This is a genomic window from Parabacteroides sp. AF19-14 (genome assembly GCF_003635485.1).
GTDB classification, from domain to species: domain Bacteria; phylum Bacteroidota; class Bacteroidia; order Bacteroidales; family Tannerellaceae; genus Parabacteroides; species Parabacteroides distasonis.
Genome location: NZ_QTMJ01000013.1, coordinates 1 through 16,200, shown reverse-complemented (window position 1 = coordinate 16,200; position 16,200 = coordinate 1). Strand labels below are relative to the sequence as shown.

The window sequence follows — 16,200 nt, the reverse complement described above, 5'->3', positions numbered from 1 at the left end:
CTCAAAAGAGCTGGATAACCGCTTTAGATTTCGCACTTTGAATGGCAGCGTCCAATATCCGTACTACCATTAGGTTATTCTCCAACGAGGAAAGGTCCGTGGGAGGTACGTCAATCTCTTTACGGACGGCGGCTTTCAAGAAATAAAAGGAATCATTATAAGGAGCGTTCAAGGAAGGTGCTATTTCTTGGCGCTCCTTTCCGTTGGTATAAATTCGCATTTCCTTAGGTGTATCTTGGTAAATATATCCTTTGTCGCCATAGATATGCATATCTTTTCTACCCATCGGCCAACACCATGATCCCATGATCTGGACGGTCGCGGAAGGATATTCCACGATAATAGTCGCGTCATCGTCTACCTTGGGATAAAGATTCGGTTTATTCTGCCGTAGTACGGCGTATACGCTAAGAGGCTTTTCATCTTTCATGAGACGGGTGGCTAAGTTGGCTCCGTAACATCCAAAATCGATAACCGCCCCGCCGCCATTCAGCACGGGGTCGGTTAACCAGTCCGTGAACTCTTTTCCGCAGTTGATCTCGAAGGGACCTTGATGCCCGTCGTATACGTTGATACGATCGATCTTCCCGATAGCACCGCTGTCGATAAGGCGGAATGCCTCATGGTTGGTATTATACCACGTAGTCTCGTAGTTGGTAAGTAACAAGATATTTTTCTCACGGGCGAGCGATGCCATTCGGGTAGCATGTTCGTTATTTACGGCCAATGGCTTTTCTACCATAACATGTATGCCTCTCGGCGCACAAGCCTCTACCACACGAAGATGGTCGTAGATCGGCTCGTATACGATGACCGCCTCAGGATGGGTCTTGTCCAGCATCTCGCCAAGGTCCGCATAGAACAGGTTTGGATCTAGCTTATCCCGCAGACCGTTATGTTCCCGTAAGTAATCATCTTTCTCGGCGACTCCTACAATCTTGAAATCGCCTCTATCCAAACGGCTTATCACCTCCCATAGATGTCCGTGGGATACCCCTGCCACGGCCAGTCGCAAAGGCTCTCCATCTTGCCCTTTCGCCGTGAGAGTTAAGAACGTAAATGTACATAACATAAGTAAGTAACGTGTGATCTTGTGTATATTCATGATATTATCTATATATAGTTTTTACAAAGATATACGATTATTTCTTACCTTTGCAACCCATTACTTATTCAGATTAAGGAAAACAGTATAATTTAGAAATATAAAGAAATGACAAAAGAGCTGAAAGAACTTACACCGAGAAGTGTAAACTATTCGCAGTGGTACCAAGATTTGGTAATTAAGGCAGATTTGGCGGAGAATTCCGCCGTGCGTGGTTGTATGGTGATCAAGCCTTACGGATACGCTATCTGGGAGAAGATGCAACGTATCCTAGACGATATGTTCAAGGAAACCGGTCATGTGAACGCTTATTTCCCCTTGCTGATCCCGAAGTCTTTCTTAAGCAAAGAAGCTGAGCACGTAGAAGGGTTCGCCAAGGAGTGCGCCGTGGTTACTCACTATCGTTTGAAGACAAATCATGACGGTACGGGGGTTGTCGTAGATCCGGCAGCTAAACTGGAAGAGGAATTGATCATTCGCCCGACTTCGGAGACCATTATATGGAATACATACCGTAACTGGATTCAGTCTTACCGTGACCTGCCTATCTTGTGCAACCAATGGGCGAACGTGATGCGCTGGGAGATGCGTACTCGCTTGTTCCTTCGTACGGCTGAGTTCTTGTGGCAGGAAGGCCATACCGCTCACGCTACTCGTGAAGAAGCGGAGATAGAAGCTAAGAAGATGCAAGATGTTTATGCGAACTTCGCAGAGAATTATATGGCAATGCCGGTAATAAAGGGCGTGAAGTCTGAGAGCGAGCGTTTCGCCGGTGCTTTGGATACCTATACGATCGAGGCGATGATGCAGGATGGAAAAGCTTTGCAGGCGGGAACTTCCCATTTCTTGGGGCAGAACTTCGGTAAGGCTTTCGACGTTACTTTCATCGACAAGAACGGTAAGAGCGACTATGCTTGGGCTACTTCTTGGGGTGTTTCCACACGTTTGATCGGAGCGTTGATTATGTCTCACTCTGATGATAACGGTTTGGTATTGCCTCCACATTTGGCTCCGATACAGGTTGTGATCGTACCGATCTACCGTAGCGCTGAGCAATTGACGCAGATCAGCGAGAAGGTCGCTGGTATCGTGGCTAAATTGAAAGCGTTAGGCATTTCCGTGAAATATGATGACGCTGATAACAAGAAGCCGGGCTGGAAGTTCGCTGAGTACGAGTTAAAAGGTGTTCCCGTGCGTTTGGCTATGGGTGGTCGTGATTTGGAGAATAATACGATCGAAGTAATGCGCCGTGATACTTTGGAGAAGGAGACGATCACTTGTGATGGCATTGAGGAATACGTGAAGAATCTGTTGGAGGAAATCCAAGCGAATATCTTCAAGAAAGCGTACGATCACCGTGAGGCTAACATCATAAACGTAGATACGTATGAGGAATTTAAGGAGAAGATCGAGGATGGTGTCTTCATCATGGCCCACTGGGATGGAACCCCGGAAACAGAAGAATTGATCAAGAACGAGACGAAAGCTACGATCCGCTGTATTCCTTTAGCTGGTGATAAGACTCCGGGTAAGTGTATGGTGACAGGTAAACCGTCGGCTTGCCGGGTACTGTTCGCCAGAGCTTATTGATCGCCCCCCGGTTTCGGGGCGAGAGTGGTTATAAAAAAGGTACGCCTTACTGAATGTGTGAGGCGTACCTTTTTTTATTTAAATTGTTTTACTGTCTATTAACTCAATCCCTCAATCATGCCATCCACGATATCGATCTTTCGGGCTTGCGGCTCTTTAGGGAGCCCCGGCATACGCATGATCTCGCCCATGACGACAACGATCATCTCGGCTCCGTTATTGATGATTACATCTCGTACTTTTAGTTCGAAATCCTTGGCGACCCCATAAGCTTTCGGATCGGAAGAGAATGAATATTGAGTCTTGGCGATGCAGATCGGATAATGGGAAATACCCAAGCTTTCGATCTGACGCAATTTTTTATCGGCCAAAGTCGTATAAACAATCGAAGAGGCTCCGTATATCTTCTGGGCCACTTTTTGTACCTTCGTACGGATCGGATCATTCAGATCATATGTATATTGTAAAGGAGCGGAAGGATGATTTTCGATCGTATCAACCACTAAGCGGGCAAGCTCCGTACCCCCTTCACCTCCTTCGGAGAAAACGTTATTCATGGCGAATCCAACCCCTTTTTCCTTGCAATGCTCAGCCACTAAAGCGATCTCCTCGTCCGTATCGGTAGCGAAACGGTTGAAAGTCACGATTACTTGCTGTCCGAAGCTCTTCATATTCTCAATGTGTTTATCTAAGTTAGCGAATCCGTTCTTTAATCCTTCGATATTCGGTTCCTTGATTTCTTTTTCAGGAACGCCACCATGAAGTTTTAAGCTCTGGGCAGTCGCTACGATGACTGTCAGTTTCGGTGAAAGCCCCGCTTTTCTACATTTGATATTAAAGAATTTCTCTGCGCCCAGATCAGCGCCGAAACCAGCCTCCGTAATCACATAATCTCCATAAGTAAGAGCCATTTGGGTGGCCAATATGGAATTACATCCATGGGCGATATTAGCGAAAGGACCTCCATGTACAAATGCGGGAGTATTCTCCGTTGTTTGTACTAGGTTCGGCAGTAATGCGTCTTTTAGCAATACGGTAATAGCTCCGGCTATGCCAAGATCATTTACCGTGAAAGGCTTATCTTCGTTTGTATAACCCAATAAAATATTTCCGACACGTCGTTTCAAATCCTCTATATCCGTAGCCAAGCAAAGGATCGCCATGATCTCTGAAGCGGGAGTGATGTCAAATCCGGTCTCGGTAGGGACACCGTTCGCCGAGCCGCCTAGACCCGATACGATGTTACGTAAGCTACGGTCGTTTACGTCAAGAACCCGTTTCCATTTGATCTCCTTCAATCCCTCGCAGGTGTTGCGAGTCTGATAAATATAGTTATCCAATAAAGCGGTAATCATATTGTGGGCGGAAGTAACCGCATGAAAATCCCCTGTAAAATGCAAGTTGATGTTTTCCATGGGAAGCACTTGGGCATATCCACCTCCGGCAGCACCACCTTTCATGCCGAAACACGGGCCAAGAGACGGCTCACGTAAAGCGACCACCGCTTTCTTCCCTATTTTATTCAGCCCTAAAGCCAGACCGATCGAAACCGTAGTCTTTCCGATTCCCGCTTTAGTGGGAGTGATAGCGGTCACTAAAATTAAATTATGCTGGTCCATTTGCTTTTTATCGATCAAATGGATAGGAACCTTGGCAATATACCTGCCATAATTTTGTACTTCCTCACGAGGGATACCTAACGTTGTCGCAACTTCCTTAATTTTACGCAAGTCTGTTTCTCTTGCTATCTCAATGTCCGATTTCATGTGCTTTATGTAAGTTTATATAGTTTGAACAAAGTAAATCTAATTTATTATAATAACAAAATGATACGGAACAAGGTTTTCCCCCTTTATGGAATAATAAGATTGTGTTATTTTGATATTTTTGTGCGAAGATGGCGATGATCTTGCTTTTTGTGATAGCTGTTAGGCTTGAAATTGAACTTTTTGTAAAGTGAACTTTGCAAAAATCATACGTTTTGCTTGTTGCACCCTTAAAGAATTATAAAATAGTCTTTAAAATTATTCATCTATGATAATTTGATTAATTTTGCGGTGTCACAACGATAAAAAGAAAGCTAAAATGGTTTGAGTGTGATAAATTGAAATAGATAAGAGATTAATAACATTAGCAATATAATATGTAAATTTAAGGTTATGTCAACAGTAAGATTTAGTCAGGTTACATTTGCTACTAAATCGTGGGTAGCAGAAGCATGGGAAAAGATGGTAGTGGAATTGTTTAGCGGCCGTGTCGTAGCGGAAGTCAAACAATTGGATGAAGTATGTGAATCAAAGTGGGAAGTAGAATTGAAGAAGCTTCAAAACGAGGTTCATTCTTTATGTCATCATGCGATCCATCAATTGCTCCCGATAGCCGGCTCTTATCAACAGGCATTACTGGATGACGTTGCCCAAGCCTATACGGTATACGCTCCGGAAGAAGCAGAGTCTATCTTCAACCGGGGAAACCAAGCGATCGAGGATATCAAAGGACATGTATCGGGTATTCGCTACAACGCTTGTAAAATGCGTGAGGCGAACCGTAAAGTAAGCGAGTTGGAAGATATGCACGCAAAAGCGATCATGTATCATAATTCAGTGAAACCTTATATGGATACACTTCGTTTCCATATCGATCAGCTTAAGCATATATTGCATGTAGCGTAATAAGATGGGCTGTCCGGGTTTGGTTACTCTCCGGGCAGCCTTCTTCTTTTAGCGAGGTTGGATAATCAGTAGGGAGAAATAGGGGAAATCCTTGGAATGTATAGTGGTGATATCAGTAGTATAATATTCTTTTCCTGTTCCTACATTCTCGAAATAATGAAAAACCGCCTTATCCGCATACTGCCGGATACAAGTATGAATAGCCTCTTGGCAACCCGGTAATTTCATGATGACGATGATCATTCCATTTTCTATTTTTGCCGAAAGTTCATCGAACGACGCAGTCCCGGGGATTACGTTAATTTGCTCCTCTTGTTTTACGATATGTATCCCGGCCAAGGCACCTGCCGCTATAAATGCCGGAATTCCTGCGATTCGATCGACCGGGATTCCTGCTTCCTCGAATTTATCGTATACATATTGTATAGATGAATAAAAACCAGCGTCTCCCTCGGCGACGATCACGATTTGTTTTCCTTTCAAATATTCAGCTTGGGCATCCAGAAACAATTCGTTATAAGCGTTTAACGCATCTGTCCGTTCCTTACTCATTGGCAAAATAAACGGATGGATCAAGGATTCGTCTACCTCAATAGCTTTCAATATATCCGTCGCCCGAGATATGATTCCATGCTTGCCTTGTGTAGCAGGACAATAGATAATATCAGCCTTTTGTAATGTTTTAAGCCCTTTCAGCGTAATTAATTCCGGATCACCGGGACCTAATGAGACGAAGTGAATAGGATGATTCATGTGTATCTGTTTTTATTTGAAACGCAAAAGTCCTTAAAATTGCGGATGTATACAAATATTCTTACTACTTTTGTCGCTGTAATAGGCTCCGCTTATCTCTTTTTCCGGGAGGCGGATTAAAAGGGAACCGGGTGAGAATCCCGGACAGACCACGCTGCTGTGAACTTCTAAACATTCGGACAATACCTTGGCCACTGGTTTCGTAATCGGGAAGGCGTCCAGAATGGAAGTAAGTCAGAAGACCTGCCGGTTCATAAATAAATGTTGCTGTCCCGTGGAGCAGGACGAGAGTAACTGTCAATGATCAACTGTCAATTAAACAAGGATTATGAATAAGTTTATAGCGGGTGGATGCTTGCTTTTATCGGTATTGACTTTATCATGTACTTCAGGTATCCGTGAAAAAGGAGAAATAGGGAAGACGGCTTCCGTAGAGCAATCCGCATTCTCGCAAGAGCAGGTTAAGCCTTTATACGCCCAAGGATTCAAGCTTACCTATGCGGATCAATATGTCTTGGCTGATATTCAAGATCCTCAAAACGAGGAAAGCACCACGTTTCATTATGCGTTCGTAAAAAGAGGTTCGAAACCCACGGGGATTCCCGTTGATTATACGATGATAGAGCTTCCTATCCGAAGCGTTATCTGTATGACTTCCCTGCAATTATCGAATTTTATTAAATTGGGTGCCTTGGATAAGGTCGTTGGGATTACCAGTACACGGCATTTGTTCAATAAAGAGATGAACGAACGCCTGAAAGAAGGTAAAACCGCAAAGATCGGTATAGAGGGAAATTTCGATAACGAGGTTATCATGAGTATGAATCCTGATTTGATCCTTGTATCGCCATTCAAGCGGGGAGGCTATGAGACGCTGAAAGACGTGGGTATCCCCTTGATTCCCCATTTGGGTTATAAGGAGACTACGCCATTGGGACAAGCTGAATGGATCAAGTTCATAGGCTTGTTGTTAGGGGTAGAGAAAGAGGGCAATGAGCGTTTTGCCGCCATTGAGAAGAGGTATAATGAATTAAAGGAACTTACGGCGGATGGCAAGGTTAAAAAACGTCCGATCGTTTTTAGTGGCGAGTTACGGGGTGGAAACTGGTATGCCGTAGGAGGAAAGAGTTTCTTGGCACAGCTTTTCAAGGATGCCGGCGCTGATTATTTCTTGAAAGACGATGAGCGATCCGGTGGTGTTACATTAGACTTCGAGACGGTCTATAACCAAGCGGACGATGCTGATTACTGGCGTATCGTGAATAGTTTCCCGGGAACGTTTAGCTATGAGGCATTGAAAGAGCAAGATCCTCGTTATGCGGATTTCCGTGCGTTCCGGGAGAAAGGGATTATCTATTGTAATATGAAGAACACGCCGTTTTATGAGAGTATGCCGACAGAACCGGAGATCGTCCTAGCGGATTTGCTTCATATCTTTCATCCGGATTTATTACCGGATCATGAGCCGGTCTATTATTCTCGACTTAAATAAGGAACACTGATGAGACATTCAAATACCCTATGGATGCTGGCGATTGTCACAGCTATTTTTGTTCTAATCTTTTTGAATTTGGTGTTGGGGTCAGTCTCTATTCCTCTTCAATCGGTTTGGCATATTATCTGGAATTCAGGAAATGAGCCTATTACATGGCAGAATATTATCTGGAAATCCCGGCTACCACAGGCATTGACGGCGTTGGTAGCGGGGGCCGGCTTATCTATCAGCGGCTTACAGATGCAAACCGTTTTCCGTAATCCATTGGCCGGACCTTCGGTCTTAGGTATCAGTTCGGGAGCGAGCATGGGTGTCGCTTTCGTGGTGTTGTTAAGCGGTAGTTTAGGGGGTGTTGCCTTGAGTAAACTTGGTTTTATGGGGGAGATCGCCTTATCGATAGCGGCCGTGATCGGTTCCTTATCCGTGATGGCGTTGATTGTATATGTTTCCCAAAAGGTAAAAGGAAATGTCACGTTGTTGATTATCGGTGTGATGATCGGTTACGTGGCGAACGCCGTGATCGGTGTACTTAAATTCTTTAGTGTCGAGGAGGATATCCGTGCATACGTGATTTGGGGATTGGGGAGTTTCGCTCGTGTATCCGGTAATCAGATGATGTTGTTCGTGATTCTTATGACCATCTTGATCCCTCTCTCGTTCCTGCTTATCAAAACCATGAACTTGATGCTTCTTGGGGATAGCTACGCACGCAATTTGGGACTTAATATCAAGCGGGCCCGTTTGCTGGTTATCACCTCGGCTGGGGTCCTTACGGCGATTGTCACGGCTTATTGCGGACCTATTATCTTCTTGGGGCTAGCCGTTCCGCATTTATGCCGGGCCATATTCCAGACTTCCGACCATCGGATTTTAATGCCTGCGGTCTTATTCGCCGGTGCGGCGTTGGCGTTGATCTGTAATTTGATCGCCCGTATGCCGGGGTTCGAGGGAGCGTTGCCTGTCAACTCGGTAACCGCTTTAGTAGGTGCTCCTGTAGTGGCTTCGGTATTATTTAGAAAACGTAAGAATGAATTGAACGAGTAAGATGAAACAAGATACGATTCATATTAACGGACTTTCGATCGGTTACCATTCTAAGAGTAGTACAAAGCTGGTAGCTAAAGGTATACACTCTACGATCTATAGTGGTGAATTAACCTGTTTGCTGGGTGCTAACGGGGTGGGGAAGTCTACTTTATTGCGCACGTTATCGGCTTTCCAACCTAAATTAGATGGAGAAATATTAGTTCTAGGAAAAGATATAGATACTTATTCCGATAAGGAATTGAGCACCACGATCGGTGTCGTATTGACCGATAAATGTGAGATCCGGAATATGTTGGTACGGGAATTGGTCGGAATGGGACGTAGCCCGTATACCGGTTTCTGGGGCAAGTTGAGCAAGGATGATAAGCGGATCGTGGACGAATCCATCGCCCTTGTCCGTATCGAGGAATTAGCCTCTCGCATGGTTCATACGTTATCGGATGGAGAACGCCAGAAAGTGATGATCGCTAAGGCGCTCGCTCAGGAGACTCCGGTTATTTATTTGGATGAGCCTACCGCATTCCTTGATTTCCCCAGCAAGGTGGAGATCATGCAATTGCTCCATCACCTGACCCGAAAAACGAATAAGACAATATTTATGTCCACTCACGATTTGGAGCTGGCTCTCCAGATATCGGATAAGATCTGGTTGATGGACAAAGCGAATGGTATCTCTACCGGTACTCCCGAGGATTTGGCGTTGAGTGGTCACCTAAGCAATTTCTTCGCCCGGAAAGGGATTGTTTTTGATAAGGATACCGGATTATTCCGTATAGACAATCAGTTCTCCCGGCAGGTTCGTCTTGTCGGGCATGGTCAGAAATATGCCATGGTGCGTAAAGCGCTCCAGCGAAACGGAATTTTGGCGAACTGGGAAGTGGAATCGAATATCTGGATTGAGACTGGCGACTTAAAGACCACCCGCTTTATCATCCATGAGACTTCCGGCGATACTTATACCACCCAAACAATAGAAGAATTACTTGCCTATTTTGATACTGAAAAATCATAACTATGAAATTTCCAATTCATAACTATGTTTTTCTTCATTCATAGTTATGAATTTTTTTCATTCAAATCCACTCTTTTAAAGTGAACTAACTTGCTATAGAGATGTAGTCCGCATACACGGTTCCCCCGTCAGGAATCGTGCGACCTCGTGCATTCCGTTTTGTATGAAACGTTCGAAGTGTTAAATGTGTGGTGTTTTGTAAAGAGACAAATGAGGAAATGAATGGAAATGAAAGATAACGATGAAAGATGGAAGATATTGAGAATAAAGGAATAGGGTGCAAAAAAAATGTCTCTTTCTTACACAGAAAGAGACAGATTACTAAATGTCGGCTATTTATCCGTTTTCGGGCGCTAAGGTAGCGTAAGTAGCCGAGAAAGGCAAGAAAATCAATGATTCTTTTGCCAAAATAAAAGAAGGTATACAATGCCTATGCCCGCTCTGCGGAACATGTTGATGAAATTAATATTTGCAACAGCTTGAAAAACAGTGCTCTTTCGTAAAAAGGGACACTCTTGTCTCTTTCTGTGTAAGAAAGAGACAACCGTTTTTGAGTTAAATAGTGTAAATGATGTAGTCCTAAAAGCACGTAAAAGATGAAGGTCATAGGTTCAAAATTGAGAGAAATAGGAATGATGGTAACATTATTGTCGATGGTACATATGGTAAGTTGCGAGGACCGCTTGGATAGGCCCCGCCCTTCGGTAAGCGAGGGTGAGCAGGTGGAGGTATCGCTCTGCGTAGGTTTGGCGGACGAGGAAGAGGGTGCAGGGCTGGAATCGGCTCCGGTGGATACGAAATCCGCAGGCGGCACGGGCCTTGATGTCCGCTTGGTTTCCACGAAGACTACGAAAGCGGTTACGCTACCGAACGATCCATTGTCCACGGCAAAGCCCGATAAGCTCTATGGTCTGGAGGTTTGGCAATACGATGGAAATGGCAATTGCTTAAATACTAACTCTGGTGTAATAGGCGATAAGGGAATAGGCGAATCGTTCACCTTCACCTTGTCCGCTCAAGATGAGTGCCTGCTCGTGATCATCGCCCGGGGGTATAACGGCTCTGCTTATACGGTTGGTACTCTTAAAGATAAAAGCCTTTCCGGTGTACAGGGCATGGAGGTCAGCGCATCCACGATCGAAAACATAACCTCGGAGGCGTATGCGACAAATAAGAGCGTAATCAATAGCATGCCCTATATCTTGCACCTCCCGAAAGTGAGGGTCGTGAACGATGGTAGTACCTACAAAATCCAAAGTCCCGACGGTACGGATGTCCGTGTCCTTTTGCGCCGTATGGCCACCCGTCTTATGTTAGCTTGGGAAAATCAATATGCAAGCCAGTATTATAAGATGAGTCAAATCCTTCTTCAATCTATTCCTTTCGGTTATAAATTGATCCCTACGCCAGACAATAATGGTAGTTATCCTTCTTTACAGGATAAATATCGGACTATCCAGCTACCGGAATCGTCCATCAAGGATGCAGGAAGCTATTCCTGCTGGATTCCCACGGTGGTAAGAGGTAATAATTCCAACGCTACCTCCAGTTATTACCGCACGAAGGAGAATGCCCCGAAAGGTAGCGCATATGCCACCTTCGTGACTCAAAATACTAAAAACGGCAAGCAGAAACTCAGCTACCGTGTCTATCTGGGAGGTACCTCAAGCCAGAATTTCGACTTAAAGGAGAATACGAATTATACATACAAAGTTACAATGTCGCACACGTCTCTCCCTGTAAACGATAAACGTATCACGATTATCGACCCCATCTTGGCCTCCGAGAATAACAACAATTTTGTCCCTACGGCAAACTGCTTTATGGTGGTACCGGGTGGCGCTTTTTGCTTCAACCCTTATAAATATCACGTGAACGGTGCGACTGTGGAGAATACCGTGATGCAAGCGGCGGACTGGTGTAATGTAAGCGGCGGAACGATCAATACCCCCATCAAATCCGTAAAGGTACTTTGGCAGACGTTGGAGTATGGCGATCTAGGTGATCCGGTTTTAGGAATTGTCAATACATACGTTCCCGGCAAACCTGAGGATGACCAGACAAATATTGTGGACTTAAAGAATGGTACGAGTCTGGACAACGCCCGAATCTATTGCCGTGTAGCCCCGAACACAAGGGGAGGTAGCGGTGTGATAGCGGCTTACGATGGGGATAACGGCACGGGTAATATCCTTTGGAGCTGGCACATATGGGTGACGGACTATAACCCGGATATTACGGGGAATACAAGCGTATTTACACCGGCAAATAAAAGAAAACAAAAATATACGTATCGTTGCGATGATCAATATCCTATGATGGATCGTAATCTGGGAGCGAACGCCGGTTATACGGAGGTTCCTGATACCGAGGAGGAAAGATCGAGTGCCAACGGTTTCCATTACCAATGGGGAAGAAAAGATCCTTTCCCCAGCAGTTATTCGGATGTAGCCAAGAATGTGATAATTGTATCCGGGACAGAGCCGACCTTGGGAATGTTGAATTTATATAAACCGGATGGATTCTCTTTTTACCAAAGATCTTATAGTACGTCGGGAAGTAAGAATTATTCCGTTGCTTACAAGGATCCTACAAGGTTCCATTCAAATTGGAACTCATTTAGTGGAGCACGCTGGCAATCGGAATTATCTCAGAAAAATGAACATGACCCTTGTCCGGTAGGATGGAGAGTTGCCTCATACAAGAACTTCAAGTCTTTTTTTACACAGGATGGTTATGAGGAAAGTACTGGGCAAAAGGATAATATATCGATTAATATAAAAAACGGGGCCTCTGTGTTAAATGACGGCGGAGCGGTATTGTATTACGAGGGTAATGGGAACGGTAATACCACCTATTTTCGCTTCAATGGATATCAACGGTTTGAGACCCAATTTATGTATATAGGTTGGATGACAAATATATGGTGCCGGGAAATAGATGCTACTAATACCGCGCAGGCTTATGCCTTTTCGGTGAATTACGGGGGGTATCCGTTTGATAGACCGACAGGGAGTAGCGCGAATAATATACGGAAGACCTGGAACCAAACGGATGCTCATTCGGTTCGTTGCATCCAAGAACGGGCGAATTGAGAAGATAACGAAAAACGAGTTCTTTGACATGATGAGATTAATAAGGAAAAGTGATAATCGCTGTTGTCATATAAATTGTTATATTTGTATTCACAACTCAAAATAGTGATACTTATGGAGACGAGAAGAATACCGATCGGCATCAGCGATTACAAGGAATTGATAGATGAAGGTTTTTATTATGTGGATAAGACAGACTTTATCCGTGAGCTTCTGGAGAATGGTAGCAAGATCACGTTGTTGCCCCGTCCGCGTCGCTTCGGCAAGACGCTGAACCTTTCGATGCTGCGGTACTTCTTCGAGAAGACGGATGGTAACGTGTTCCGTCCGTTGTTCGACGGCAAGCGTATCCGGGAGTGGAAGGATTTCGATAAGCATCAAGGTCAATACCCTGTGATCATGTTGACGTTGAAGGACTGCAAGGCGGATACGTTCGAGGACACGTTGGTCAGAATAGGCTATGAGTTGAAAAACGAGTTTACTCGCCATGCTTACTTGCTCGATTCTCCTAAGATGCGGCCTAATTACTTGGATGACTTTATGGCACTTTATGAGGGCAAGGCTTCCCGGGGACAATTAGAGGGTTCCATCAGCTTGCTATCCGAGCTGTTGACGCTCCATTGGGGCATGCCCCCTCTGGTATTGCTCGATGAGTATGATACTCCGATCCATGTGGCTTTCGACAAGGGCTTTTATGATCGGATGATCGTCTTCATGCGCAACTTCATGTCGATGGTTTTCAAGGACAATACGTCCATCTTCCGTGGTGTTATCACGGGTATCCTCCGTGTAAGCAAGGAGTCGATCTTTAGCGGGCTGAACAATATCGACGTGGATACCTTGCTGGATCGTCCGATGAGTACGGCGTTTGGCTTCACGCAAGTGGATGTCGACACGCTGCTCGACTCATACTCGTTGGGTGATCAGAAGTCAGAGGTCAAGCACTGGTATAACGGTTATCTGTTCGGGAATGAGGTGGTCTATAATCCATGGTCTGTATTGAACTATATAAATAAAGGTGGTGTCTTTGCCCCTTACTGGGTGAACACAGGCTCCGACGTGTTGCTTCGTCATTTGATAGCGGAGGGCCCCTCCCAAGTACGGAAGGGGATCGAGACGCTAGTCCAAGGCGGTAGCCTGTGTAGCGTGATCAACGACAAGCTGGCTTTCCCGGACTTGTTGTCTAGCGCGTCCAACATCTGGTCTTTCATGCTGTTCAGCGGCTATCTGAAAGCGTCGGACGGTACGATGACCCCGGATCACTTGATGTCGTACACGTTGGGGGTGCCAAACACGGAGGTTTCCACGGTTTTTTCTACGATCATCCGGGGCTGGATCAACGACGGCCCCGTGAAGAACGACCGCTTGGAGATGATGCTGCAGGCTTTGGACGAGAACGATATCGAGGCGTTCGAGGAGATCTTGAATGAGTTCGTTATAAATACGCTCTCCTATTACGACACGAACGGCCGTGATCCGGAGAAGGTCTACCAAGCTTTCTTGTTGGGAATGCTGGTAAGTCACGGCGCGTACGAGGTGAGCAGCAACCGTGAGTCGGGCTTAGGCCGATATGACATCTTGATGTGCCCTGTTGACGTTAGCCGCCGTGGATATATCATGGAGCTGAAACGCCTTCGAATGAGCAGCACGGTCGAGACGACGTTGGATACGGCTCTGCAGCAAATAAAAGACAAGCGATACGCCGCCACGCTCCATGCGGCTGGTGTGCGTGATATTCTGGAGATGGCCATCACGTTCGATGGCAAGCGTGTGTGGGTGAAGACCACCGAGTAAAATAACACTCCTTATCCTTATTAATCCCGTCATGCGATGATATAATTGTTGTCGCGTGCGTGAAGTTACACGGTACCCCCGTCGGGTATCGTGCGGTTTCGTGCGTGCCTTTCCGGACAGTAAGTCCGAAATGTTAAATGAGTAGTGATTTGTAAAGAGACAAAAAGCGAAATGAATGAAAATGTAAAAAAGGAAAGAAAATGGAAGATATTGAGAATGAAGGTGTGAGAGAAAAAAAGTTGTCCCTTTCTTACGCAGAAAGAGACAACTTTCAGAATGACGGATAAATATCCGTTTTCGGGCGTAAAAGTAGCTCAAATTGCTGACAAAGGCAAGATAAGAGCTTAAATCTTTTGTCAAAATTAAAAAAGACAAACAATAGCGAGCCGTCAAGCGTGACGTGCCTTGTCCTATTATTCAAGATCGATAAGATCATAAGGCTCCCCCTCGTGCCTTACCGCAAACGCTAGGGGAAACGTTCTTTGACATGATGAGATTAATAAGGAAAAGTGATAATCGCTGTTGTCATATAAATTGTTATATTTGTATTCACAACTCAAAATAGGGATACTTATGGAAACGAGAAGACTACCGATCGGCATCAGCGATTACAAGGAATTGATAGATGAAGGTTTTTATTATGTGGATAAGACCGACTTTATCCGTGAGCTTCTGGAGAATGGTAGCAAGATCACGTTGTTGCCCCGTCCGCGTCGCTTCGGCAAGACGCTGAACCTTTCGATGCTGCGGTACTTCTTCGAAAAGACGGATGGTAACGTGTTCCGCCCGTTGTTCGACGGCAAGCGTATCCGGGAGTGGAAGGGTTTTGACAGGCATCAAGGTCAATACCCTGTGATCATGTTGACGTTGAAGGACTGCAAGGCGGATACGTTCGAGGACACGTTGGTCAGGATAGGCTATGAGTTGAAAAACGAGTTTACTCGCCATGCTTACTTGCTCGATTCTCCCAAGATGCGGCCTAATTACTTGGATGACTTTATGGCACTTTATGAGGGCAAGGCTTCCCGGGGGCAATTAGAGGGTTCCATTAGCTTGCTATCCGAACTGTTGACGCTTCATTGGGGTATGCCCCCTCTGGTATTGCTCGATGAGTATGACACCCCCATTCATGTGGCTTTCGACAAGGGCTTTTATGATCGGATGATCGTCTTCATGCGCAATTTTATGTCGATGGTTTTCAAGGACAATACGTCTATCTTCCGCGGTGTAATCACGGGTATCCTCCGTGTAAGCAAGGAGTCGATCTTTAGCGGGCTGAACAATATCGACGTGGATACCTTGCTGGATCGTCCGATGTGTACGGCGTTTGGCTTCACGCAAGTGGATGTCGACACGCTGCTCGACTCATACTCGTTGGGTGATCAGAAGTCAGAGGTCAAGCACTGGTATAACGGTTACCTGTTCGGGAATGAGGTGGTCTATAATCCATGGTCTGTATTGAACTATATAAATAAAGGTGGTGTCTTTGCCCCTTACTGGGTGAACACGGGCTCAGACGTGTTGCTTCGTCATTTGATAGCGGAGGGCCCCTCCCAAGTACGGAAGGGAATCGAGACGCTTGTCCAAGGCGGTAGTCTGTGTAGCGTGATCAACGACAAGCTGGCTTTCCCGGACTT

At 45.4% G+C, this 16,200-nt stretch carries 11 protein-coding genes and 1 riboswitch; of the genes, 8 read left to right on the top strand and 3 right to left on the bottom strand.

The genetic code is table 11. The features are described 5' to 3' along the window. Position 1 precedes the first annotated feature (1 nt). Positions 2–1,105, bottom strand: a complete 1,104-nt coding sequence (locus tag DWX33_RS13640; RefSeq protein WP_005862575.1) for a Gfo/Idh/MocA family protein — start codon at positions 1,103–1,105, stop codon at positions 2–4. A gap of 108 nt (positions 1,106–1,213) precedes the next feature. Here DWX33_RS13640 and proS point away from each other — a divergent pair, with 108 nt between their 5' ends. Then, complete coding sequence (gene proS, locus DWX33_RS13635) at positions 1,214–2,695, top strand: proline--tRNA ligase (protein WP_122380548.1); 1,482 nt, start codon at positions 1,214–1,216, stop codon at positions 2,693–2,695. A 98-nt stretch (positions 2,696–2,793) separates the two neighbouring features. Here proS and DWX33_RS13630 read toward each other — a convergent pair whose 3' ends face one another. After that, a complete protein-coding gene (locus tag DWX33_RS13630) occupies positions 2,794–4,461 on the bottom strand; it encodes a formate--tetrahydrofolate ligase (RefSeq protein ID WP_005862573.1) in 1,668 nt (555 codons plus the stop codon). A 393-nt stretch (positions 4,462–4,854) separates the two neighbouring features. Between DWX33_RS13630 and DWX33_RS13625 the strand changes: the two genes are divergently transcribed. Then, the gene (locus tag DWX33_RS13625) at positions 4,855–5,367 is read left to right on the top strand and encodes a hypothetical protein (RefSeq protein WP_048927265.1); all 513 of its coding nucleotides are present in this window, start codon (positions 4,855–4,857) and stop codon (positions 5,365–5,367) included. A gap of 48 nt (positions 5,368–5,415) precedes the next feature. Here the strand turns inward: DWX33_RS13625 and DWX33_RS13620 are convergent, their stop codons facing one another. Next, positions 5,416–6,120: a precorrin-2 C(20)-methyltransferase gene (locus DWX33_RS13620; RefSeq protein WP_044546061.1), complete on the bottom strand. Its 705-nt coding sequence runs from the start codon at positions 6,118–6,120 to the stop codon at positions 5,416–5,418. A 66-nt stretch (positions 6,121–6,186) separates the two neighbouring features. Further along, positions 6,187–6,386, top strand: a riboswitch (cobalamin riboswitch). Between the two features lie 62 nt (positions 6,387–6,448). Between DWX33_RS13620 and DWX33_RS13615 the strand changes: the two genes are divergently transcribed. The 6 genes from DWX33_RS13615 to DWX33_RS13590 all read left to right on the top strand — a co-directional run. After that, the gene (locus DWX33_RS13615; RefSeq protein ID WP_122380547.1) at positions 6,449–7,612 is read left to right on the top strand and encodes an ABC transporter substrate-binding protein; all 1,164 of its coding nucleotides are present in this window, start codon (positions 6,449–6,451) and stop codon (positions 7,610–7,612) included. A gap of 9 nt (positions 7,613–7,621) precedes the next feature. Next, on the top strand, positions 7,622–8,659 hold the full coding sequence (locus tag DWX33_RS13610) for an iron ABC transporter permease (RefSeq protein ID WP_122380546.1): 1,038 nt from the start codon (positions 7,622–7,624) through the stop codon (positions 8,657–8,659). A 1-nt stretch (position 8,660) separates the two neighbouring features. Continuing rightward, a complete protein-coding gene (locus DWX33_RS13605; RefSeq protein ID WP_122380545.1) occupies positions 8,661–9,674 on the top strand; it encodes an ABC transporter ATP-binding protein in 1,014 nt (337 codons plus the stop codon). 596 nt (positions 9,675–10,270) lie between these two features. Beyond that, positions 10,271–12,769 (top strand): DUF4906 domain-containing protein, encoded by a 2,499-nt coding sequence (locus DWX33_RS13600; RefSeq protein ID WP_122380544.1) that lies wholly within the window; start codon positions 10,271–10,273, stop codon positions 12,767–12,769. 114 nt (positions 12,770–12,883) lie between these two features. Then, on the top strand, positions 12,884–14,563 hold the full coding sequence (locus DWX33_RS13595) for an AAA family ATPase (protein WP_122380543.1): 1,680 nt from the start codon (positions 12,884–12,886) through the stop codon (positions 14,561–14,563). Between the two features lie 573 nt (positions 14,564–15,136). Next, positions 15,137–16,200 (top strand): AAA family ATPase (locus DWX33_RS13590; RefSeq protein ID WP_158595305.1); only part of this gene is annotated, 1,064 nt, incomplete at its 3' end.

Coding starts and splice junctions, on each gene's coding strand:
- DWX33_RS13595 (WP_122380543.1), top strand. CDS start 12,884: ATGGAGACGAGAAGAATACCGATCGGCATCAGCGATTACAAGGAATTG.
- DWX33_RS13625 (WP_048927265.1), top strand. CDS start 4,855: ATGTCAACAGTAAGATTTAGTCAGGTTACATTTGCTACTAAATCGTGG.
- DWX33_RS13605 (WP_122380545.1), top strand. CDS start 8,661: ATGAAACAAGATACGATTCATATTAACGGACTTTCGATCGGTTACCAT.
- DWX33_RS13640 (WP_005862575.1), bottom strand. CDS start 1,105: ATGAATATACACAAGATCACACGTTACTTACTTATGTTATGTACATTT.
- DWX33_RS13620 (WP_044546061.1), bottom strand. CDS start 6,120: ATGAATCATCCTATTCACTTCGTCTCATTAGGTCCCGGTGATCCGGAA.
- DWX33_RS13610 (WP_122380546.1), top strand. CDS start 7,622: ATGAGACATTCAAATACCCTATGGATGCTGGCGATTGTCACAGCTATT.
- DWX33_RS13615 (WP_122380547.1), top strand. CDS start 6,449: ATGAATAAGTTTATAGCGGGTGGATGCTTGCTTTTATCGGTATTGACT.
- proS (WP_122380548.1), top strand. CDS start 1,214: ATGACAAAAGAGCTGAAAGAACTTACACCGAGAAGTGTAAACTATTCG.
- DWX33_RS13630 (WP_005862573.1), bottom strand. CDS start 4,461: ATGAAATCGGACATTGAGATAGCAAGAGAAACAGACTTGCGTAAAATT.
- DWX33_RS13600 (WP_122380544.1), top strand. CDS start 10,271: ATGAAGGTCATAGGTTCAAAATTGAGAGAAATAGGAATGATGGTAACA.